The sequence below is a fragment of the Alteromonas sp. H02 genome, from assembly GCF_059682525.1.
The window spans coordinates 2,835,137-2,855,610 of record NZ_CM185021.1 but is presented as its reverse complement, the minus strand read 5'-3'; the positions used below and the strand labels follow the sequence as shown (position 1 = coordinate 2,855,610).

Sequence of the window (20,474 nt, the reverse complement as noted above, 5' to 3'; positions counted from 1 at the left end):
ATAATACTCGAACTACGTGCAGTTTTTGCGATAGTTGGCATTCGAGTATGGTAATTTAATGCTTTGGATGCCCAACTGACAACCGATCATCGTGGTTTATTTTCTAGTCTGGTCTGTGACTTTATTACTTACCCGCAGTAGAGGTTTAAGCCAGCAAAGAAAGATGTTTAAAAGATTGTTGTCGGAGTCGCCGACAGCGTAAATTGGTCCCATCGCAACAAACGTCCCTGTGATTCATCCACCCACGCCTTCCATGGCGTGCCGTTTCTCATACTGCGAAATGCCACTGGCATTTCGGTTACTCGTCACCCCTATGCAGCATCGACTGAATCCTCTTCCATGATGCTTTTTCTAGTTTGCTATGTATGCCAGTGACGATGACAACACTGAATTAGGGCGCAAAATTTGTTCTTACTTCGATTTCAATAGAGCTCCCTTTTATGGGGGAATGCAAAGCCACTTATTTTAGAAAATAGGCGTCTTACTCAGGTTGTCATACCCCAGTTATGGCGTTCATTGAGCATGGTTACCATGGTCTGTGTCAGAGTATCACCAAGCTCCTTGCGGTTTTCCCAGGTTTGGCTCAGCTCAATTTCTACCGGCTGGTTGTTTTGCAAACCAACCATAATGCCGGTTTTATTCTGCTCCACACAGCGTACCGCGTTTACTCCCAGCAAGGTTGCCAGCATTCGATCCTGACTCACTGGTGAGCCGCCTCGCTGAATATGGCCAAGGATCACCGGACGGACTTCACCGCCGGTAAGCTCTTCCAACTGTACGCCCAATTTGGCAATCCCCTCAGGCCACAGGTTTTCGGTAAGTACAATAATAAAACTCTCATGCCCATAGCGCTGGCGGTGAATAGAGAGTTGCTGATGAATATCTTTGAGCGTAGTTTCTGTGTCGGTGAACAATTCAGGTAATATCACGTAGTTTGCCGCGCCGGAAAGCGCGGCACTGGCACCCAGAAATCCAGCATGACGGCCCATTACCTCAACAAGGAAAATACGCTCAAAGGCATCGGCGGTATCCCTCACCTTATCAATCGAGTCCATTGCTGTTTCGATAGCGGTGTAATACCCGATGGTGGCATCGGTGCCGTAAATATCATTGTCGATGGTGCCGGGCAGGCCAATAACCTGACCGTCCCAGAAGTTACTCAGGTGCTTAGCGCCATGAAAAGAACCGTCACCACCAATCACCAGCAAGGCATCAATGGCAAGCTCATCCAGGTGTTTAGCGGCCAGTTTGGCGGAGACGTCCTGTTTGAACTCCTTGCAGCGGGCGCTGCGCAGAATAGTCCCGCCGCGCTGAATAATATTGTGTACTTTTTTACTATCCAGCTTACGCCAGTTAGCGGCCAGCAAGCCATTAAAGCCGTGTTCAAAGCCAATCACAGTATGGCCTGCGCCTTCACTGGCTACTACAACTGCCCGAATACAGGCGTTCATCCCCGGTGCATCGCCGCCGGAGGTCAGTACCGCAATTCTTTTATTGGTCATAAAGCGTTCCTTTACAATTTGATACAAACACACCAATAGCGCAGGGTGAATTTATCATCGCTTCTGCAGTCCAAGTATGAGTATTATGTTGTTATACCACGTAAAATCACAGTCAGCTTGGTGGCAGAGGGCTGAAATACAAAGCCCGGAGATCGGGAACAGCCATCAGCACGTAATGATAGATTGTCAGGTATAACCACGTGTGCCAAGTGTAAATTGACAGGAAGTGACAATGAAGAAAGGTTTGTTGATTGCGATCATCATTTTTCTAAGCGGATGTTCGACAAAGTTTACCTACAATAATCTGGATTGGTTAATTCATTGGTATATCGATGATTACGTATCGTTATCGGATAATCAGGAAGCACTGTTTGATGAATATTTTGCCGACTGGCAAAGCTGGCATCGCAGTGAAGAGCTTGGCAAGTACATCGAACACCTTAAAAGCCTGAAAGCGGACTTAAACAGCGAAGAACTCAATGCTGCGCAAATTGAGAGGCATCTGCTCGACAGCCGGCAACACTGGGAACGACTGCGCGATCGCGTTAGCCCGGAGCTGGCAGACATGGCTGCTAAGTTAACCGACGAACAGGTGAGTTCGCTATTTGAAGAATTGCGCGAAGAGAATGACGACATCCGTGAGTCGCTGGAAGAGTTTAAGGAGTTGTCACCTGAAGAGCAGGCCGAAGAGCGACTGGACGATATGGAAGAGGGCGTAAGCGAGTTCATCGGTCGCCTTAATGCTGGTCAGAAAGCCATCGTTAAAGGTTATGCGTCACAGTTTACCAGTACCCGGGCACTGTGGCTGACCTATCGTCAGGAATTCCAGCAGGCGGCCCGGGAAGTCATCGACAATCGCGCGGCTAATCCAACGTTTAAACAAGACTTTGTTGCGCTGATGACCCATCCAGACAAATTTCGTAGTGAAGCCTATCTGAAACTGCGGGATGACAATACCCGAACCTATGCCAAAATGGCTGAAGAATTGTTCTATACCCTGGATAACAAGCAAAAAAGAAAGCTAATCAGTAAGATTGACGATATGATTGAGGACTTTGAATACCTCATGAGTAATGATTAGTTGGAAAGTAGTTACCGGCCGCTCTATGGCTTTTGTTTGTCTTTGGTTACCGCAGTGCTGTGGGGAGTTTTACCCCTGTTTCTTAAGATCTGCCTGCAGGTTATGGACAGTCAGACCATCACCCTTTATCGGTTTGTAGCAGCTGCCATCCTGGTGGGCGGCTGGTTGTTTTATCGTCGCAACATTCCTAACTTTTTACGTTACCCCAAAGCCGTTATTATTCTGGCTGTCGCCTGTACTCTGATGCTGGTGGTCAACTATGTCTTTAACGTGCACAGCCTTAAATATCTCAGTCCCGGCAGTGTGCAGGTATTTATGCAGGTGGCGCCATTCGCCTTGATGATTGGCGGTATCGTGTTGTACAAAGAAAAATTCAGTCGCTTGCAGTTATGGGGCGCGTCGTCGTTGCTGCTTGGGCTTGGTTTGTTTTTCAATCAACGCTTACCGCAGATTATTGCTTCAGAAACCGAAGATACCCTGGGTGTGGTGTTTGTTATTATCGCCGCAGTGACCTGGGCCGGCTACGCGTTGTGTCAGAAGTCTCTGATGAAAACCATGTCGGCCATGCAGCTTACGCTGATCATTTATATTATTGGTAGCATGATGTTGCTGCCGTTTACACATTTGCAAGCCATTACCGAGATGAACGCAGCACAAGGCTGGGCGCTGTTGTTTTGTTGTTTAAATACCTTTGTGGCTTATGGGGCTTTCACTGAAGCCATGCGGGTATGGTATGCCTCGCGGGTAAGTGCAGTGATTGCCACCGCGCCAGTGTTTACCTTTATCTCGGTTGCCGTGGCTGAGTATTTTTATCCCAGCAGTTTTACACAGCCACCGTTAGGTGCGCTGGCTGTATTGGGGGCGGTGATGGTAATCGGTGGCTCAGTTATGGCTGCACTGGGCCGCGGAGCCCGTTAGTTATCCTTGTTTACCGGTTTTGGCGCAGGCTGACCAATAGGTTGTTCGCCGCCTTTACAAATAGTGTCGTAATCATCCCGGTAATAACGAAAGTTCACACACTCGTTTTCATATCTTTGTCGGGCAGTAAGCGCCATCTGCGGATTTTTAGGATTCCTGATGGCTTTCTGTAGTACTTCGCATTGCTGAGCCTGAGCTTTAACCTCAAGAATATCCTCACACAGGTTAGACTGACTCGCACAACCCGATAACCAGCCTGAGCCAACCAGAACTGCAGTAACCAATAAACTGTGTTTTTGCATGATATCTTATCCTTTGTGAGGAGCGGTAAATACAGTGGCTACAGGGTAGCAATGCCCAAGCGCAGCAATTCGTCCCGTAAACCATCAAACTTGCTTTGGTGTTGCTCCCGCATGGGCGCATGGTTCAGTATCTTATACACCTGGCGAGCCTCTTTGATCATCGTGCCGTCGTCTTTTCCATTATTAGTCATCAGCTTAATCAGGCACTGTAACAAGTTTAGCGCAATTCCGGCATTAACCGGTGAAAGTTCCAGCGCGCTATTAAACGCGGCTTTCGCCTCGGCATATTTCTCCTGCTGATACAACTGGATACCGCGGCGGTTAATGTGGCTGTATTGCTGCTCAGTTTCTTTCACCTGTTTGGACATGGACCGCACCAGCAAGCGGCTGCTATCGTCGAGTTCAGTATTTTGGCTGGCGAGGATTTGCAGCAGTTGGTTTACTTCTTCAAATTCGCCGAGGTCGACCATTAATTGCATGCTTGAGGGCGCCAGTGAGGCTGGGTATAACTCAAACTGTTTCTCGATGGCCATCTGACTGTCCATAAGTGATCGTTTGGCGTCAATCAGTTTGCCGTCGATGGCATCCACCCGGGCGTGCATGATCTGATCGAATATATCCAGGCTGAACGGCTCTTCCAGCCGGGTCAGCGCCTCATCATGGCCGGCACGCTGTAACTGCAATAGCGCTTCTTGCTGAAACCGGTGTCGCTGGGTTTTACTTTCTGCCGCTTCCGCCGCATCCAGTAGACTGGATATATGATTACACCAGTAATTAACCTGTTTAAATATGGTGTTTTTGGATAACTGCCAGGTTGCTTTAGTGGCTTCAGTGAGTAACTCATAGTCATTATTGTCCCTGGCAATACGACTGGCCAGGATCTGACGTTGCAGTGAATACGGTGAGTTTTTAATGGCCCGGCGAATATCTTCCAGTGCTTCTTCGGGAAGTTGGGAGGCGGATTTTGCCTGAGCAAGAATATCCAGCGCTTCCGGATCAAACTGGTTAAGTGCCAGTACCTTATTGGCGCACTGAATGGCATCACTAAACTTGCGCATGGCCAGATAGGTTTTACCCAGGGCCAGTTGTGCCCACTGCGTGGGTAACTGGTCTGAATGACTGTTTAACAGAGCCAGCGCGTTCTCGTACTGATTTTCATGCCACAGGATCTCCAGACGGATTTCCAAAGCCATACGCTGATAAGGTGCAGGCATATCCTCTAGTTTATCGAGCGCCTCAGTCGCCGCCGTGAATTCCTGTTTGCTCATTGCCTGTAGTACTTTTAAAAAGTACTGCTTACGTTGCCAGGATTTATTCAGCCGGCTTTTTAACTGCGCCTGAGAAAAGGGTTTTAGCAGATAATCATCGGGTTTGTGCTCCAATGAGCCCAGCACGATGGGGCGTGTGGCATCGGCGCTGATAAGCAGAAATACCGCGCCGGCGGATACCAACTTGCGATATTGCAGTTCCTGATACAGCTCAAAGCCGTTTTTCTTATTCGTGCCGAGATGCAGGTCACAAACAATAATATCGACTCTGTGGTTGCGGCAAAAGCGAATCGCCTGGTCGGCACTGGTTGCCGTCATGACATCCTTGGCGCCGAGGTTGGTTAATAATCCTTTTAGCAAAATAAGGAAGGGACGCTGATCTTCTACAATCAGAATATTAACGTCCCGATAGGGCACTCCCAAAGGCCGCTCCCATTAAATGCGAAACTGTTCGATAATATACTAAAGGATAATGGGTATATGCCGATTAAGCTAGTAAGTCGTTAATACCTATGAATGATTTTGCAACCAGATACCATTACTCAGACATCTTTTGATGTGCAGAATGTCATTTCCTCACTACCGCTCAACAAAGCGGTGGGGGGCAGTGCTGCGTTGTTCTCATTATATCTGGCAATCAGTGAGGCCAGGGGAGATGAGCCTGTCAGGTGGTCGTCACCCCCGGAACAGGTTGATGATCCGGATTTTCCCGCCAGATTAAATCACTACCGTCGCAGCCCTCTGGCATCAACATCCGAACACGTAGACAGCTATTTAAAATGGCAGTCTGGTCTGAGCCGGTCATTCAGCAATGAGCACATTCGCCTGTGGCAGGCCATCAGCCCGGATCCGTTAAGTTTTCATAACAACAGTAAGCGGCTGGAACCTGAAGTAAAACAAAATTGCCCTTATCGCACTCAACTCGCCTGGGTAAGTGAAAAAGCGTCGCAAATCAGAGAGCCTGACGCTACCTTGCTGGCTGATACCATTCCAGCCTCCCTGGCTATCGCCGTTTAAACGCCGGTTAATCCTCCTTTCGGGTTTTCGCCTGGCGATTTTTTTGCTATATTCCGCGCGCATTTTTGCTTTGGTTTTACGTTCCAACTCGCAAAGGTTAAAAAATATGAGTCAGTATGTTGTATGCGCGCTATACAAATTTGTCGCGCTTGAAGATTATAAAGCTATCCGCCAGCCGCTTACCGATGTAATGGAAGCGAATCAAATTAAAGGCACTCTATTATTGGCAGCAGAGGGCATTAACGGCACTGTGTCCGGTACGCAGCAAGGCATAGATAACCTGCTGGCCTGGTTAAATAGCGATGAACGCTTTAACCCGATTTCCTACAAAACTTCATTCCACGAAACCCAGCCGTTTTACCGTACAAAAGTAAAACTGAAAAAAGAAATTGTCACCATGGGTGTGGAAGGCATTGATCCGCGTCGTACCGTTGGGACTTATGTGAAACCCGCAGAGTGGAACGCCCTTATCAGCGATCCTGATGTGGTACTAATCGATACCCGAAACGATTATGAAATCGAAATTGGTACCTTCAAAAATGCGGTGAACCCCAATACCAAAACCTTTCGTGAATTTCCGGAATACGTGAAAGAAAACCTCGACCCGGCGAAAAATAAAAAGGTCGCCATGTTCTGTACCGGTGGGATCCGCTGCGAAAAGTCCACTGCGTATTTAAAAGAGCAGGGCTTTGAGGAAGTTTATCACCTTGAGGGCGGAATTCTGCAGTACCTCGAGGATGTGCCGAAAGAAGAGACCATGTGGGAAGGTGACTGCTTTGTCTTTGATAATCGCGTAGCGGTTAATCACGATCTGGAAAAGAGTGCTTATGATCAGTGCTATGCTTGTCGATTACCTATTACTGAAGCCGATAAGCAAAGCGATAAATATGAAAGCGGCGTAAGCTGCCCGCATTGTTTTGGTACGCATAGCGAAGAACAGATTGAACGCTTCCGTGAACGGGAGAAGCAAATTAATCTGGCCCGCGAGCGCAACGAAGAACACGTTGGTACTGAAGCTCGTGATGCGATGGAAGCCCGTCGCAAGGCCAAGGCAGAAGAGCAGCGTTTACGTGCTTTGCAGGCGCAAAAACAAGTTAAGTCGTAGACATTCGGTAGAGCTGGGGTTACACTCCATTTCACCGGAAACCGACAGGGAATCAGACAGTGTCTACTGAATTAACACCCGAAAAAGTAGAAGCGATTCAAAAAGATTTTAGCTTCTTTGACCGTGATGGTAACGGTCAGATCGACCTGCAGGAATTTATTGAGTTATTAACGGTAATTTCACCTAAAACCAAAGTCAGCCACGTTGAAGAAGGTTTTAAACTTATCGATGAAAACCACGATGGGTATATCGACTTCGAAGAATTTCTTGCCTGGTGGCAGGAGTGCTGGTGGGAATACTAAGCCCGATTCAGAAAAAGCCGCTACCAAGCGGCTTTTTTGTCGTGCGCCGGGCATGGCGCGTGGTGTTTCGACACCGTTTAACTCACTGTGGTGGTGAGTTGATGACTTGGAGGTGAAAGTCCTCTGCACACCCGGCAAGGGGAAGTGTTAGCCGAACGGCAAGGGTGTTCACCGCGAGGTGAAATCTGAAGGAAGCCGAAGGCAAAATGCTGGCCTGACGAACAGGAAGCGGTTTAGGCGTTGCTGCAGGGTGAGGTGGCGATTATCACTAAAGCCCAATACTTGCACGGAATGCAGCAACGTAAAGCCGACAGGCATAAGCAGGAAGGTCGCGCGAATTACCCCGGGAGGTCTGATGTTCTGCCTCTGATTTATTTTTTTTTAAAAAAACAGCGTGCTACTGACATCAAGAGGTGTTGGGATGGAATATCAGAAGTCAGCCGAGGCCGTAGTAGTGTTATTAAACCGATAACATGAAGGGCTGAACATACTTAACCGCTATTAGGACACTGTTACTCGATGTTGATTAATGATGCACAAGCGCAAAAGACTGCGGCCAGTGAGTGCGAAGACGGGCGGAACCTGTCGGGATACGCCTCTGGTGTTGAAATTGACACGGCGGGCAGTGGGCGAACGAAAGCGGAACCATCGGTGACGATGGAAGCAGTGACAGACCGAGCCAATATGATGCTGGCCTATCAGCGGGTGGTGGAGAATAAAGGCGCAGCGGGTGTAGATAACCTGAGCACGCTGGACTTAAAACCGTGGCTGAAACAGCATTGGCAAGGTGTGAAGGTCTCACTGACAGAGGGCAGCTATCTACCGCGGGCCATCCGTAAAGTGGACATCCCGAAACCGAATGGCGACGTCAGGACGTTAGGCGTGCCAACGGTGGTAGACAGACTCATCCAGCAAGCGATAGCACAACGGCTAAGTCCGTTGGTGGAACCGCACTTCTCTCAGTCCAGCTACGGATTCAGACCAAACCGCAATGCATGGCAAGCCGTGCAACAAGCACAGCAATACATACGTAGCGGAAAGCGATGGGTTGTAGACATGGATTTGGAGAAGTTCTTCGACCGGGTAGACCATGACATCTTAATGTCGAAACTGGCGCACCTGATAGAAGATAAACGGCTGTTGAAACTCATCCGCCGCTTCCTTGAAGTGGAAATGATGGCCAATGGCCAGCGGGTAACGCGGGACAGAGGCATGCCGCAAGGCGGCCCACTATCACCATTGCTATCAAACATCCTGCTGGATAGCTTAGACAAGGAATTAGAGCAACGAGGTCATAGCTTCTGCCGCTATGCTGATGACTGCAATATTTACGTGAGCAGTCAGAAAGCAGGCGAGAGCTTACTGGCCGATATCACCGACTTCCTGTCTAACGAACTGAAGCAGCAAGTCAATGCCGACAAAAGCGCGGTAGCCCGGCCGTGGGAACGCAAGTTCCTAGGCTATAGCTTTACCCGGCACAAAGAGAGCCGGGTGAAAATCGCCGTGCAAAGTGTAAATCGCTTCAAGGATAAAATCCGCGAAATGACGACAGGGCATTACTCTCGCTCTATCAGTGAGACAATACACGTAATGACACCCGTGCTTCGGGGTTGGATAAGCTACTTCCGCCTGACAAAAGTCAAAGGCGTGCTGGAGGAACTGGACGGTTGGATACGACGAAAACTCCGCTGCCTGTTATGGCGGCAATGGAAGGGAGTGTTTACCCGTGCTGGTAATCTGATGAAAGCAGGCCTTAGCGAGAGTCGGGCATGGTGGTCAGCGACAAACCAACGAGGTGCATGGTGGAATGCGGGGGCTAGCCATATGAATCAGGCCTTCAGAAAAGGGTGGTTCGATAAAATGGGGCTGGTATCACTGCTGGAGTGTCACCGACAGTTCCAGTGTTAATATGAACCGCCGTGGTACGGAACCGTATGCCCGGTGGTGTGAGAGGACGGGAGTTGTAAAACTCCCTCCTACTCGATTAATTTAGTAGCAAAGTAGCGCAACGATGGCGTGCGCCTTTTGTCTCATTTTGTATTAATCACTGACCAGGCGACATTACCTTGCCAGGCTAAATATAAACAGTTAAAGCAGCTTGGTGACCAGAAAAATCGATGGGCCCGGATGCTTTGCAGCTTTAGTGCTAATTTACCAGGGCAGACTTTTATAGCATCACCTCCAGACTCAATCAGTCTGTCCTGTTAGCCTTTATTCTTCCTCGTCCTGGGGAGGCGGTGTGGCTTTTTTACGCATTGGCATATGGCCGATATCCTCTCCGGTCATCGTTCTTACCCGCTGAGTTTTCTTAACCGGCTGTGCCGTGTTGCCTTCTGCACCTTTATGCTTTTTCGCTGCTTTTTTCGGTTTAGCAGGTTTGGGTTTAATACCGCTGAATTTAGAGGGTAAACTCTCGTGCTGCTGCGGCTCCAGCGGATACGCGAGTTGCTGTTTTAGCGCTGAAAAGCTTTGCCAGTCCCGTTTACCAACAAACGATACTGCAGCGCCCTGATTACCCGCCCGGCCGGTACGGCCAATCCGATGGATATACTCTTCCGGGTGCTTGGGCATATCATAGTTAATGACCAGGCCTACTTTAGACAAATCTAGCCCTCGGGAGGCCACGTCGGTGGTAACCAGAATATCAAACTGACCACGGGCAAACTCATTCATCACCAACGATCGTTTAGACTGGGCATAATCGCCTCTGAGTGGCTGAGAGGTGCGCTTAGGTAAGTTTTCACCCAGCATGGTACTGAGGCGCTCTGCATCATCCCGTGTGGCGGTAAATACAATCGCCTGGTTATAGGTGTTATTGGTTAACTGATCGCAGAGCAGGGCATCTTTATGCTCAATGCTCTCGGCAAAATACAGGGTTTGGGTGATGTCAGTATGTTCTGCCGTGGCGCTGCCAATAGCTACCCGTACCGGAGCTTTGAGTAAGGCATCCAGCACATGATTGAGTTCAACGTGATCCATGGTGGCCGAGAACAACATTGTTTGTCGTTTACGGTGATCGGCCTTACGGTTAATCATATTCAGCGCCTGGGCAAAGCCCAAATCGAGCATGCGGTCGGCTTCATCAAAAATCAGCATTTCCAGGCCGTTAATAAAGAAGCTTTTATCTTCTAAATGATCCGCAACCCGGCCCGGTGTGCCAACAATAATATGAGGGTTGCGGCGCAACGCCTTGGTTTGATCGTTATAATTATCGCCGCCCACGATTAACGCTGTGGCCAGGTTTTTCTTCTGGCACAGCCATTTTGCTTCACCAAACACCTGTTTGGCCAGTTCGCGGGTAGGAGCGAGGATAAGAATACGAGGATCCTTACGGCTTAATGCTTTTTGCGTGAGCAAGCGATGCACGGCAGGAATTAAAAACGCCAGAGTCTTACCTGAGCCGGTTTTCGAGGAAGCAATAATATCCTTACCCAACAGGGCCGGCAGAATGGTTTTTTCCTGAACTTCCGTGAGTTCGGTAAAGCCTTTATCTTCTATGCGGCTGATAAGGGTATGGTGTACAGGTAAGTCAGTAATTAACAAGATTGCTTCGCTCCGGTTTAGATCCGCGCCTATTATCCCTGATTACGTACCTGAGTAAAGTCACCAGCCAAAAAGAAAAGGGGCAAACCGTATAGTACGCTTGCCCCTTTGACAGCTCTTAAGCAAATTACAATCAGGCGAAGGCCATTTCCGGCACATCACCCTCTACCACCAGTTTACCGGCGGTTTTTTCTTTGATCTCATCTACCGAAACGCCAGGGGCTCGTTCGCGCAGGTAGAACGCACCGTCCTTGACTTCCAGTACGGCTAAGTCGGTAATAATACGCGTAATACAGTTAACACCGGTTAACGGCAGGGTACATTCTTGTAATAGTTTGGAATTACCGTGTTTGTCGGCGTGGGTCATGGTAACAATAATGTTTTTCGCGCCGGCGACTAAATCCATTGCACCGCCCATACCTTTAATGAGTTTGCCCGGGATCATCCACGAGGCAATATTTCCATTTACGTCCACTTCGAACGCACCGAGAACGGTAAAGTCCACGTGCCCGCCACGGATCATGGCGAAGCTTTCTGCTGAGCTGAAAATGGAGGCGCCGGTAATGGCCGTCACGGTCTCTTTACCTGCGTTGATCATATCCGCGTCGACTTCTTCCTCCGTTGGATAGCGGCCCATGCCCAGTAAACCATTTTCTGACTGAAGCATAACGCTGATACCATCTGGTACATAGTTCGCAGCCAGCGTAGGAATACCAATGCCCAGGTTTACGTAGTTACCGTCCTGAAATTCCTGCGCCACGCGCATCGCAATCTGATCTCTTGTTAATGCCATGACTGCCTCCTATTTAGCCGTTACGCGACGTTCGATTCGTTTTTCAAACGTACCCTGTATAACCCGATCCACATAAATGCCCGGCGTGTGTATGTGAGCAGGATCTAATGTACCCGGTTCTACAATTTCTTCCACTTCCACTACGGTGATTTTACCGGCGGTTGCGGCCATTGGATTAAAATTCTGTGCAGTGTGGCGATATATACAATTACCGTAACGGTCTGCTTTCCACGCTTTCACAATCGCGAAGTCACCGGTAATCGACTCCTCAAGGATGTAAGGGCGGCCATTAAATTCTTTGACTTCTTTACCTTCACCTACAGGTGTACCGTAACCGGTTGCGGTATAAAAAGCCGGGATACCTGCACCGCCAGCGCGCATCTTTTCGGCCAGCGTACCTTGTGGGGTGAGTTCGACTTCCAGTTCACCGTTAAGCAGTTGCTGTTCGAACAGGGCGTTTTCACCTACGTAAGATGAAATCATTTTTTTGATTTGCTTATCTTCGAGCAGAATGCCCAGGCCAAAGCCATCAACACCACAGTTATTCGATACGATTGTCAGCCCTTTGGTGCCCATTTTTTTAATTTGGGCAATGCTGCCCTCGGGAATTCCACACAGGCCAAATCCACCCGCGATGACGGTCATGTTATCTGCTAACCCTTCCATCGCAGCTTCGTAACTGGATACGACTTTATCGAAACCAGACATAGCATACTCTCCTTTAAGTAATGAACACCGCTAGTATCAATCAGGGTTAAAATTTTGTAAAATTAATTAAATATCACTTTTGATAAATAAACTTTATTAATATGAGTATCTCTTACCGTAATATGCAGGCATTTATCTGTGTGGCGGAATCTGCCACCTTCGCCGAAGCCGCTGAAAAATTGTTTGTTACCCAACCCGCGTTATCCAGTTCGATTAAAAAAATGGAAGAGCAACTGGGCGGGCAGTTATTCAGTCGCACAACCCGCCGGGTGCAGCTTACCCCGGAAGGTGAAACTTTTTTACCCCATGCGCGGCGATTACTCCACGACTGGGATGATGCGGTAGAGGGAGTACAGAATCTTTTTGCCATGGCACAGGGGCGGCTGGCTGTTGCAGCGATGCCATCCTTTGCTGAGTCAAAATTGCCGGGCATTCTGGTGAGATTTCATCAGCAATTCAGTAATATCCGGGTGCGGGTGCTGGATGTGATCATGGAAGAAACCCTTCAGGCAGTGCTGTCTGGCCGGGTAGATATCGGCTTTTGCTTTGAGCCTGAAAGCAAGGATAACCTGGAATTTTTTCCGTTATTTACCGACCGTTTTGTGGCCGTTATGCCAGCAGACCACTCACTGGGTGCCAGCCGGACCATTACCCTTGAAGACATTGTTAGCCAGCCATTTATTTCTCCCAACCGGGGTTCCAGCGTAAGGCAATGGACAGAGGTGATGACCGCCGAGTATGGCCAGCTCAATATTGTGGCAGAAACGGGCCAGTACGGCACCATTGGCCAGCTCATTGCGAACGGTATGGGGATCTCTGTGGTGCCTTCGTTGTGCCTCGAACAAATGCTACGTAAGGGGCTTATTTGTCGTGACATTGAAGGTAGTCCGCTGGTCAAGCGGGTAGGGATGGTGCGGGCCAATCGCGGTGCGATGGCGGTGGCAGCGCAAACGCTGTGGCAACAGGTAGTAACAGATTACTCTACAAATTTGTAAATTGAATCAGTGAGTTAAATTGGGCAAGGTAAGAAAAAATCGAATACGGAATGCTTATGACCACATCCATGACTCTTGCGGCGGCGCGTCGCCATATCGCTGATGCTATCACTAAATCAGAACAGCTTGGCATCAAAGTGTGTATTGCAATTGTTGACAGCGGTGCCCATTTGGTGGCTTTTGAACGAATGGACGGTGCTTTTCTGGGATCAGTGGATATTGCCATTAAAAAAGCCCGAACCTCTGCTTTGTTTCCGCTGGAATCGGGCCAGCTGGGTGCACTGATCCGCAGTGAACAGCTCACCGGCTTTGAGTTGTCGAATGACAACCTGATGGGCTTTAATGGGGGTGTACCAATCTTCGCCGGTGATAATCAAATTGGCGCGATTGGTATTTCTGGCGGCAGTGCCGAGGAAGACTTAGTGATAGCGCGGGCGGCTTTGGCATAAACCGTGGGCCATACCAGCCCACAGGTGTAAATTGGTTAGCGACATACGTTTTGTAAGTGTGCCAGGCCAAATTTGGCGTCTTCATAGGGTTTGGCCGTTACATCCACTTCCACGTAGCGGTTTTGTATGTTCAGCTCGTCCAGGTGCGCCAGAATCGGTGTAAAGTCGATGCCGCCCTGACCTGGGGCTTTTACCTGTAGCGCTTCTGGCATCAGCTCATCTGTTTCATCGGGATTGACACTGATACTGTAGTCACGGTCTTTCATATGACAGCCAATTACGCGATTGCCATATTTTTTAAGCGCTTCGAGCGGTGCAATATCGGCAACGGCCACCCAGCCCAGATCCAACTGCAGTTTTACGTAATTCGGATCAGTGTTTTCCATTAGCCAGTCGAGTATGGTTTTTCCTTCTACCTGAGTAAATTCCATATGATGGTTATGGTAAGCGAAACCAAACCCCTGCTCGTGGAATTTCTTACCTCGCAGGTTAATTCTGTCGGCCATCTGCAGCACTTTATCGGCGGTATCCGGTACGGCGATGCTTACTTTTCCGTTGTTAAAAGCCAGTAACTCTTGTGCCAGCGGCTCTATAAAGTAGTCAATGCCCAGTTTGCTGGCCAGTTCATGGGTATGATTCGCATCATCAAGCTTTCCACTTACATGGGCAGTAGGGGTTTTGAGATTAACTGCTTTTAAGGCGCTGGCTATTTCATCTATCGACAGACCAAAAAAGGGGGCTCCGGGTATGCCAATAAAGCCGCCTAAACCAAAGGGTTCGACCTGCGTAAATCCCATAGCGGCTATGCGTGCCAGTGTGCCTTTCGGATCTTTGGCAAAGCTCTCTCTGAACATGTAGAGTTGAACACCATAGTCAGCGCTGCTGTTGCAAGCTGCTGCGGGTTTCTGGTCTGAACAGGACCACAATAAAGGTGAGCCGGCGAGGGTGGCTAATGCTGCGCTGGACTTTAAAAAATGACGACGGCCAAATGCCATGTACTACTCCGCAATACTGGTTTAGATAACTGACAGTAGCACAGAATCATTGTAACGAAAATGTAAAAGTTAGGGGGGTTAACAAATTATATGTGTAGCGAATCAGATGTTGCCTAGTTGCCGCATACGCCTGTGCCAAATGCAGAGGCGGGTTACCATTTTTTCTTGGGTGCGAATAATTCGTCCAGTTCATCGCGTTCTTCTTCGCGGCGCTTAGCGCGGTCCTGGGCATTGGCGTTTTTGAGATTTTCCTGAATGTCTTTTAACTGTTGGTTCAGCCACTCCAGACGGGACTGAACAAATTCATCCGGCTGAGTCTGGGCTTCAAGTGCGGCAATGGCTTTCTCGTAATACTGACGGGCAGAGCCGAGCATATTAGTTTGTTGAGCGCCACGACCACGGCGAATGAGTGTTTCAACATTTACTTTTAACTGCAACCGCTCAAGTATTTTGTCTTGCTCCAGATAGGTACTGCCGTCAACTTTGCCTTTACTTCTCTCGCTGCGCAGCATTACACGGAGCTTTTTGACCGCCTGAATATACTGAATAATCATTTTGTCGGTTTCAGGCAGTGCAAACTGGTTATTATTATCCGGCTTAATATCAATGGATTTAATGCGGGCGCTGATGTCTTCGAGGTGCTGTTTAATATCCGGTGAATTAGGATTAAGCTCGTGGGTAACCTGCAGCGCGCGTTGAATTCGTTTGAGCAATATTTTAATCAGCCCTTGCGAGATAGGCATCTGTGAAGTCGCCATCAGGACATTTTCAGTTTCATCGATAATCGTGCGCTGCTTGGCTACTTCGGCCCGGCGCTCGGCATCGATTTTCGCTTTGTACTGTTGATAGGCATTGACCACAATGGCCAGTACTACCAGCACTACTATCAGTACAATGATGATTATAAATGTCATTCAGTGCTTCCCGTCTTAGTCTTGCTTTTATCGTTGTTATTGGTTTATCGGCCCGAACTCAGGGGATTTTAACTTCAAATATGCCACCACCTAAAGTTCCACCGTTAGACAGGGTAATAAAACCCTGTTTTTCACCCTTTGCATGTGCTCTGGCAATCAGATGCGCAAAGTACAAGCCCAGACCAGTGCGGCCCTGAGTTACGTTAAAATCTGAGGGTTTGGTATCCACGGTAACCAGCATGTGGTCCGGATAGCCAGTACCGTCGTCCTCTACTTTAACAACTAAATAGCCATCTTGTTGATACGCATTGATAATAATGTCTGATTTACCATATCGAAGCGCATTGATCAAAACATCATTAATTAACAGGTACATAAGATCTGCATCAAGGTACCAGGCAAGCTCTTCTGTGCACTGATTTTTAATTGTAAAGTTTTTCTGCGATGCATAGAGCTGATTAGAAAGCACAATATCTTCGAGTAATTCATTAATAAAACACTGGTCAATCATAACCGGCAGGGTTTCGCGATTGGCCCGGTAGAGCGATAAAATTTGCACCAGCCCGGTGTTCATGCGATTGGCTTCGTAATGTAAATCGACAATCTGACTGCGGGTCTCGGTAAGCTCCGGCGGAAGTGTGGAAACGATTTGCTCAACCGACTGCACTAACAGGTTCAGTGAGTTCTTCATATCGTGTACCGCTGCCGCCAGTACAGTTGAAAAATCAAACTGTGAGTCTGTAGAGAGTTCAGCGTTGTTGTTTTCCTCAGAACGGGTTGTCATTTCTGTTACTTCCAATTGTTCTCAGACTTGCTTATGCTAGTATCCAACATAATAATAACTAATTCCTCTACTTTTGCATAAGCATGCGATTAAGCTTGTCGACAGATCAGCACTCTGTTCAGGCTTCATTGAATGAGTGTGTGTTGACGGTTGTCAGGTTTACGCGTGGATATACAATGAAATTACAACAATTAAGATACATTGTCGAAGTACAGAACAATAACCTTAACGTATCAGCCACTGCTGAAAGCTTATTTACCTCACAACCCGGCATCAGTAAACAGGTCCGAATGCTCGAAGATGAGCTCGGCGTGCAGATCTTCGGCCGTAGCGGCAAACATTTAACCCATGTGACACCCGCGGGTAATGAGGTGATCAATATTGCCCGCGAGATCCTCAACAAAGTTGAGAGCATCAAAGCGGTCGCCCGCGAACACAATCTGCCTGATCAGGGCAAACTTAATATAGCCACCACGCATACCCAGGCCAGATACGCCTTACCGGATGTGATCAAAGGCTTTATGAACAAATATCCCAAAGTCTCTCTGCATATGCACCAGGGGACGCCATCGCAAATCAGCGATCTGGCAGCTAAAGGTGAGGCAGATTTTGCGATTGCTACCGAGTCCCTGCACTTATATAACGACCTGGTGATGCTGCCGTGTTACCACTGGAATCGCAGCGTTATTGTTAATAAAGACCACCCGCTGGCAAAGAAAACTTCTATCACCATTGAAGATGTAGCACAGTATCCGCTGGTGACTTATGTATTTGGTTTTACCGGCCGCTCAGAGCTCGATCATGCCTTCGAGAAAGCCGGGTTAACGCCTAAAATAGTGTTTACTGCCACCGACGCAGATGTCATTAAAACCTATGTGAGGCTGGGGGTTGGCATTGGAGTTATTGCCTCCATGGCTGTGAGCGAAGAACTCGATGCCGATCTGGTTAAAATAGATGCCAGCCATATGTTTGAATACAGCACCACCAAAATTGGTTTCCGCAAAGGCTCTTTCCTGCGCAGTTACATGTTTGATTTTATCGAACGCTTTGCCCCGCATCTGACCAAAGACAAAGTGGAAAAGGCAATGATGCTGAAAAACAACGATGAAGTAGAGCGCATGTTTAAAGGGCATACATTACCGGTTAAATAATCCGGATCGCAGGAATTGGATAGCAAAGGTTCAGGGAAGCTGCGTGTGGCAATAAAACAACTGGCGTTAGCGGTGACGATTGGGTTTGCTTGCAGCGCTTGTCAAACCTCTGAAAGTCAGTACCAAGCCATCGAAGTGAACGGTTTCAGCGATGTGATTAAGCACTGGAACGATCAGAATCATCGCGATACACAGCCGCGCTATGCACTTCATCAAATTCGTTTGATTGCCGATAATATAGTGCGTTATCAACGAGCAAACGGAGGCTGGCCGGAAAACATTAACCCGTTAAGGATCATGTCTGAGCAGGAAATCGCCCGCCAGGCTGCATTTTATTCTGCCACGGATACCAGCTTTGATAACCGCAATGTGTACCCGCAAATCCGCTATCTGGCTGAAGCATATCAACAAACCCGTGATGAGACATATCAACAAGCCGTAATTCGCGGCCTGCGATTTATTTTATCAGCCCAGCTGGCCAATGGTGGCTTTACTCACTCTCCGCCAAGCACCGAAGGTTATTATGGCCACATTACCATAATGGATGATGTGATGGCCGGCGTGCTCGGTTTGTTACAGGAAATCAAACTCGGCAGTCAGCGTTTTGATTTTTTACCTGCCGATTTAGTACAACAGTTAAGTGAAGCGCATCGCCGGGGCGATGCGTTAATCCTCGATCTACAGGTAAAAACGGACGGTGAGCTGACCATCTGGGCCGGGCAGTACGATGCAAACAGTTTGTTACCTGCCAAGGGCCGTGCTTTTGAATTAGCTTCGCTGGTAAGCCGGGAAAGTGTGGATGTGGTGCGTTATTTAATGAGCGATCCTGCGCCTTCTGCCAGGAAGCGTCAGGCTATTAATAGTGCCATGGCGTGGTTTAAAAGAAACGCGTTAACCGGTATTGACATGGTGCAGGTTGCTGCAGAGCCGGTGAGATATAAGTACCATACCTCAACGTGGGACAGGGTGATGGTCGCCACAGGGAATAGCCAGCCTATCTGGGCAAGGTTTTACGATTTAACCACCCATCAGCCTTTACTGGCTGACCGGCAAGGGCAGCGGGTAGATACACTGGCGCAAATCTCCCGGGAGCGCCGAACCGGTTACGACTGGTACGGGCGCTGGCCAGCGCCCCTGATAGCCGATGAATACAAAGCCTGGCAGCAAAAACACGCAGCCAACGGCATTAGCACTCGATAATATTTACCGCGAGACCACCCCGGGCGGTTTCTTTGTATTTAGTTTTCATATCGGCGCCGGTATCCCGCATGGTTTTAATCACTTTATCGAGAGATACTTTTTGTTCGCCGGTACCACGCAAGGCGAGTCGGGATGCATTAATGGCTTTAATGGCTCCCATGGCATTACGCTCGATACAGGGCACCTGTACCAGGCCGCCCACCGGATCACAGGTGAGACCAAGGTTGTGCTCCATACCAATTTCAGCAGCACATTCAACCGCTGCAATATTACCGCCCAGTACTTCTGTTAAGGCACCAGCAGCCATGGAGCACGCTACACCCACTTCGCCCTGACAGCCTACTTCAGCTCCGGAAATGGAGGCATTCTCTTTGTAGAGTATGCCAATTGCACCAGCGGTTAATAAAAAGCGGCTGGCAATGTCTTTATCAACCGGGCGGACAAATTTGTCGACGTATTTAAGTACTGCCGGAATAATCCCCGCGGCACCATTGGTAGGTGCGGTAACTACCCGGCCGCCGGCAGCATTTTCTTCGTTAACGGCGAGGGCAAACAGGTTAACCCAATCCAGTGGTTGCATGGGATCGCCGCTGTATTCGGTCATCAACCGGTGGTAAAGCGAAGGTGCGCGGCGCATCACTTTTAATCCGCCGGGTAAAATACCTTCACTCTCGATACCGCGTTCGATACAGGCATCCATAGTCATCCAGAGATCTTGTAAGCGGGTTTTGATGTCTGTACCCGGGTGGAGCGCCTGCTCATTCTCGAGCATTAGCGCGCTGATACTTAATCCTTGTTCTTTGCAAAGACTCAGCAGCTGGCTTGCGGTACGAAAACTAAAAGGTACCGTATTGCTGATTTGTTTTGCTTCCTGTTTGGCTACATCCCACTGATCGTCACGGACAATAAAGCCGCCACCAATAGAATAATAAGTTTGTGACAAGAGCAGGTGTTCGCCATCAAAGGCGTGTAAAGTCATGGCGTTTGCGTGGCGGGGCAGGGTTTTACGCCGGTGAAATATGATGGCTTTGGTGCGCGGAAAGCTAATGGATTTCTCGTCACCAAGATTAAGGCTTTCACTAGCGTCGATATCCGCCAGCCAGGCGTCGATACTGTCGACATCAATGGTTTCAGGGCGCTCACCGAGTAAACCCAGAATAACCGCCTTGCCGCTGCCGTGACCTTTTCCGGTCTGGCCCAGTGAACCGAATAACTCGGTAGTTACATGCGTAACCCGATTGATGACTTGCTGGCTTTTAAGTTCATCAACAAATTCCGCTGCCGCGTTCATCGGACCAACGGTATGCGAGCTGGATGGGCCGATGCCCACACTGAACATATCAAATACACTAATCATTAGATGCGTTTACCATTATTGTAATTATTATTCCATTCTGCCCGTGTACGGGCACCAGAACAAACCAGTTAAGCTAATGGTAGCATGAGA

General features: G+C 48.6%; 20 protein-coding genes. 10 read left to right on the top strand and 10 right to left on the bottom strand.

The features are described 5' to 3' along the window. Positions 1 to 485 precede the first annotated feature (485 nt). Positions 486 to 1,502 carry an ATP-dependent 6-phosphofructokinase gene (locus tag AC566Q_RS13275; protein ID WP_499606933.1) on the bottom strand — a complete coding sequence of 339 codons (1,017 nt, stop codon included), beginning with the start codon at positions 1,500 to 1,502 and terminating at the stop codon, positions 486 to 488. A gap of 232 nt (positions 1,503 to 1,734) precedes the next feature. Between AC566Q_RS13275 and AC566Q_RS13270 the strand changes: the two genes are divergently transcribed. Both AC566Q_RS13270 and AC566Q_RS13265 read left to right on the top strand, forming a co-directional pair. Next, positions 1,735 to 2,583, top strand: a complete 849-nt coding sequence (locus AC566Q_RS13270; protein WP_499606930.1) for a DUF6279 family lipoprotein — start codon at positions 1,735 to 1,737, stop codon at positions 2,581 to 2,583. After that, the gene (locus AC566Q_RS13265; RefSeq protein ID WP_499606928.1) at positions 2,584 to 3,501 is read left to right on the top strand and encodes a DMT family transporter; all 918 of its coding nucleotides are present in this window, start codon (positions 2,584 to 2,586) and stop codon (positions 3,499 to 3,501) included. It begins immediately after the preceding gene. Here AC566Q_RS13265 and AC566Q_RS13260 read toward each other — a convergent pair. Beyond that, a complete protein-coding gene (locus AC566Q_RS13260; protein WP_499606925.1) occupies positions 3,498 to 3,803 on the bottom strand; it encodes a hypothetical protein in 306 nt (101 codons plus the stop codon). The two genes, AC566Q_RS13265 and AC566Q_RS13260, sit on opposite strands and share 4 nt — an antisense overlap. A 38-nt stretch (positions 3,804 to 3,841) precedes the next feature. Next, positions 3,842 to 5,488 (bottom strand): response regulator, encoded by a 1,647-nt coding sequence (locus tag AC566Q_RS13255; protein WP_499617507.1) that lies wholly within the window; start codon positions 5,486 to 5,488, stop codon positions 3,842 to 3,844. Positions 5,489 to 5,587: 99 nt separating this feature from the next. Here AC566Q_RS13255 and AC566Q_RS13250 point away from each other — a divergent pair, with 99 nt between their 5' ends. The 4 genes from AC566Q_RS13250 to ltrA all read left to right on the top strand — a co-directional run bounded on the left by AC566Q_RS13250 (position 5,588) and on the right by ltrA (position 9,403). Further along, positions 5,588 to 6,088, top strand: coding sequence for a VC2046/SO_2500 family protein (locus AC566Q_RS13250; RefSeq protein WP_499606923.1), 501 nt, complete (start codon positions 5,588 to 5,590; stop codon positions 6,086 to 6,088). A 106-nt stretch (positions 6,089 to 6,194) separates the two neighbouring features. After that, the gene (gene trhO / locus AC566Q_RS13245; protein ID WP_499606920.1) at positions 6,195 to 7,193 is read left to right on the top strand and encodes an oxygen-dependent tRNA uridine(34) hydroxylase TrhO; all 999 of its coding nucleotides are present in this window, start codon (positions 6,195 to 6,197) and stop codon (positions 7,191 to 7,193) included. Between the two features lie 59 nt (positions 7,194 to 7,252). Then, the gene (locus AC566Q_RS13240; RefSeq protein WP_105935198.1) at positions 7,253 to 7,495 is read left to right on the top strand and encodes an EF-hand domain-containing protein; all 243 of its coding nucleotides are present in this window, start codon (positions 7,253 to 7,255) and stop codon (positions 7,493 to 7,495) included. Positions 7,496 to 8,014: 519 nt separating this feature from the next. After that, entirely contained in the window at positions 8,015 to 9,403 is a 1,389-nt protein-coding gene (gene ltrA, locus AC566Q_RS13235) for a group II intron reverse transcriptase/maturase (protein ID WP_499606917.1), read from the top strand. 303 nt (positions 9,404 to 9,706) lie between these two features. Here ltrA and AC566Q_RS13230 read toward each other — a convergent pair whose 3' ends face one another. From AC566Q_RS13230 to AC566Q_RS13220, 3 genes are all read right to left on the bottom strand, one after another. Then, a complete protein-coding gene (locus tag AC566Q_RS13230) occupies positions 9,707 to 11,038 on the bottom strand; it encodes a DEAD/DEAH box helicase (protein WP_499606914.1) in 1,332 nt (443 codons plus the stop codon). 133 nt (positions 11,039 to 11,171) lie between these two features. After that, positions 11,172 to 11,831 (bottom strand): CoA transferase subunit B, encoded by a 660-nt coding sequence (locus tag AC566Q_RS13225; RefSeq protein WP_489807160.1) that lies wholly within the window; start codon positions 11,829 to 11,831, stop codon positions 11,172 to 11,174. A gap of 9 nt (positions 11,832 to 11,840) precedes the next feature. Further along, positions 11,841 to 12,539, bottom strand: coding sequence for a CoA transferase subunit A (locus AC566Q_RS13220; protein WP_499606912.1), 699 nt, complete (start codon positions 12,537 to 12,539; stop codon positions 11,841 to 11,843). A 101-nt stretch (positions 12,540 to 12,640) separates the two neighbouring features. On the opposite strand from AC566Q_RS13220, the gene AC566Q_RS13215 reads away from it, so the two are divergent. After that, positions 12,641 to 13,534 (top strand): LysR family transcriptional regulator, encoded by an 894-nt coding sequence (locus tag AC566Q_RS13215; RefSeq protein ID WP_499606909.1) that lies wholly within the window; start codon positions 12,641 to 12,643, stop codon positions 13,532 to 13,534. Between the two features lie 56 nt (positions 13,535 to 13,590). Then, positions 13,591 to 13,983: a GlcG/HbpS family heme-binding protein gene (locus AC566Q_RS13210; RefSeq protein ID WP_499606906.1), complete on the top strand. Its 393-nt coding sequence runs from the start codon at positions 13,591 to 13,593 to the stop codon at positions 13,981 to 13,983. 35 nt (positions 13,984 to 14,018) lie between these two features. Here AC566Q_RS13210 and AC566Q_RS13205 read toward each other — a convergent pair whose 3' ends face one another. The 3 genes from AC566Q_RS13205 to AC566Q_RS13195 all read right to left on the bottom strand — a co-directional run bounded on the left by AC566Q_RS13205 (position 14,019) and on the right by AC566Q_RS13195 (position 16,676). Beyond that, complete coding sequence (locus AC566Q_RS13205) at positions 14,019 to 14,978, bottom strand: sugar phosphate isomerase/epimerase family protein (RefSeq protein ID WP_499606903.1); 960 nt, start codon at positions 14,976 to 14,978, stop codon at positions 14,019 to 14,021. A gap of 152 nt (positions 14,979 to 15,130) precedes the next feature. Beyond that, positions 15,131 to 15,892 (bottom strand): hypothetical protein, encoded by a 762-nt coding sequence (locus tag AC566Q_RS13200; RefSeq protein WP_499606900.1) that lies wholly within the window; start codon positions 15,890 to 15,892, stop codon positions 15,131 to 15,133. A 58-nt stretch (positions 15,893 to 15,950) separates the two neighbouring features. Next, positions 15,951 to 16,676 carry a sensor histidine kinase gene (locus AC566Q_RS13195; RefSeq protein WP_499606897.1) on the bottom strand — a complete coding sequence of 242 codons (726 nt, stop codon included), beginning with the start codon at positions 16,674 to 16,676 and terminating at the stop codon, positions 15,951 to 15,953. A 176-nt stretch (positions 16,677 to 16,852) separates the two neighbouring features. On the opposite strand from AC566Q_RS13195, the gene cysB reads away from it, so the two are divergent. Together cysB and pelA are read left to right on the top strand one after the other, a co-directional pair. Then, on the top strand, positions 16,853 to 17,827 hold the full coding sequence (gene cysB / locus AC566Q_RS13190; protein ID WP_123326864.1) for an HTH-type transcriptional regulator CysB: 975 nt from the start codon (positions 16,853 to 16,855) through the stop codon (positions 17,825 to 17,827). Positions 17,828 to 17,872: 45 nt separating this feature from the next. After that, entirely contained in the window at positions 17,873 to 19,027 is a 1,155-nt protein-coding gene (gene pelA / locus AC566Q_RS13185) for a pectate lyase (protein WP_499606893.1), read from the top strand. Here the strand turns inward: pelA and AC566Q_RS13180 are convergent. Further along, entirely contained in the window at positions 19,014 to 20,384 is a 1,371-nt protein-coding gene (locus AC566Q_RS13180) for an L-serine ammonia-lyase (RefSeq protein WP_499606890.1), read from the bottom strand. The genes pelA and AC566Q_RS13180 overlap by 14 nt on opposite strands. Between the last annotated feature and the right edge of the window lie 90 nt (positions 20,385 to 20,474).

Excerpts from the sequence above, each read along its gene's own strand:
- cysB (WP_123326864.1), top strand. The coding sequence starts at position 16,853 with ATGAAATTACAACAATTAAGATACATTGTCGAAGTACAGAACAATAAC.
- AC566Q_RS13200 (WP_499606900.1), bottom strand. The coding sequence starts at position 15,892 with ATGACATTTATAATCATCATTGTACTGATAGTAGTGCTGGTAGTACTG.
- AC566Q_RS13270 (WP_499606930.1), top strand. The coding sequence starts at position 1,735 with ATGAAGAAAGGTTTGTTGATTGCGATCATCATTTTTCTAAGCGGATGT.
- trhO (WP_499606920.1), top strand. The coding sequence starts at position 6,195 with ATGAGTCAGTATGTTGTATGCGCGCTATACAAATTTGTCGCGCTTGAA.
- AC566Q_RS13250 (WP_499606923.1), top strand. The coding sequence starts at position 5,588 with ATGATTTTGCAACCAGATACCATTACTCAGACATCTTTTGATGTGCAG.
- AC566Q_RS13220 (WP_499606912.1), bottom strand. The coding sequence starts at position 12,539 with ATGTCTGGTTTCGATAAAGTCGTATCCAGTTACGAAGCTGCGATGGAA.
- AC566Q_RS13210 (WP_499606906.1), top strand. The coding sequence starts at position 13,591 with ATGACCACATCCATGACTCTTGCGGCGGCGCGTCGCCATATCGCTGAT.
- AC566Q_RS13205 (WP_499606903.1), bottom strand. The coding sequence starts at position 14,978 with ATGGCATTTGGCCGTCGTCATTTTTTAAAGTCCAGCGCAGCATTAGCC.
- AC566Q_RS13180 (WP_499606890.1), bottom strand. The coding sequence starts at position 20,384 with ATGATTAGTGTATTTGATATGTTCAGTGTGGGCATCGGCCCATCCAGC.
- ltrA (WP_499606917.1), top strand. The coding sequence starts at position 8,015 with ATGTTGATTAATGATGCACAAGCGCAAAAGACTGCGGCCAGTGAGTGC.
- AC566Q_RS13275 (WP_499606933.1), bottom strand. The coding sequence starts at position 1,502 with ATGACCAATAAAAGAATTGCGGTACTGACCTCCGGCGGCGATGCACCG.
- AC566Q_RS13225 (WP_489807160.1), bottom strand. The coding sequence starts at position 11,831 with ATGGCATTAACAAGAGATCAGATTGCGATGCGCGTGGCGCAGGAATTT.
- AC566Q_RS13215 (WP_499606909.1), top strand. The coding sequence starts at position 12,641 with ATGAGTATCTCTTACCGTAATATGCAGGCATTTATCTGTGTGGCGGAA.
- AC566Q_RS13195 (WP_499606897.1), bottom strand. The coding sequence starts at position 16,676 with ATGACAACCCGTTCTGAGGAAAACAACAACGCTGAACTCTCTACAGAC.
- AC566Q_RS13260 (WP_499606925.1), bottom strand. The coding sequence starts at position 3,803 with ATGCAAAAACACAGTTTATTGGTTACTGCAGTTCTGGTTGGCTCAGGC.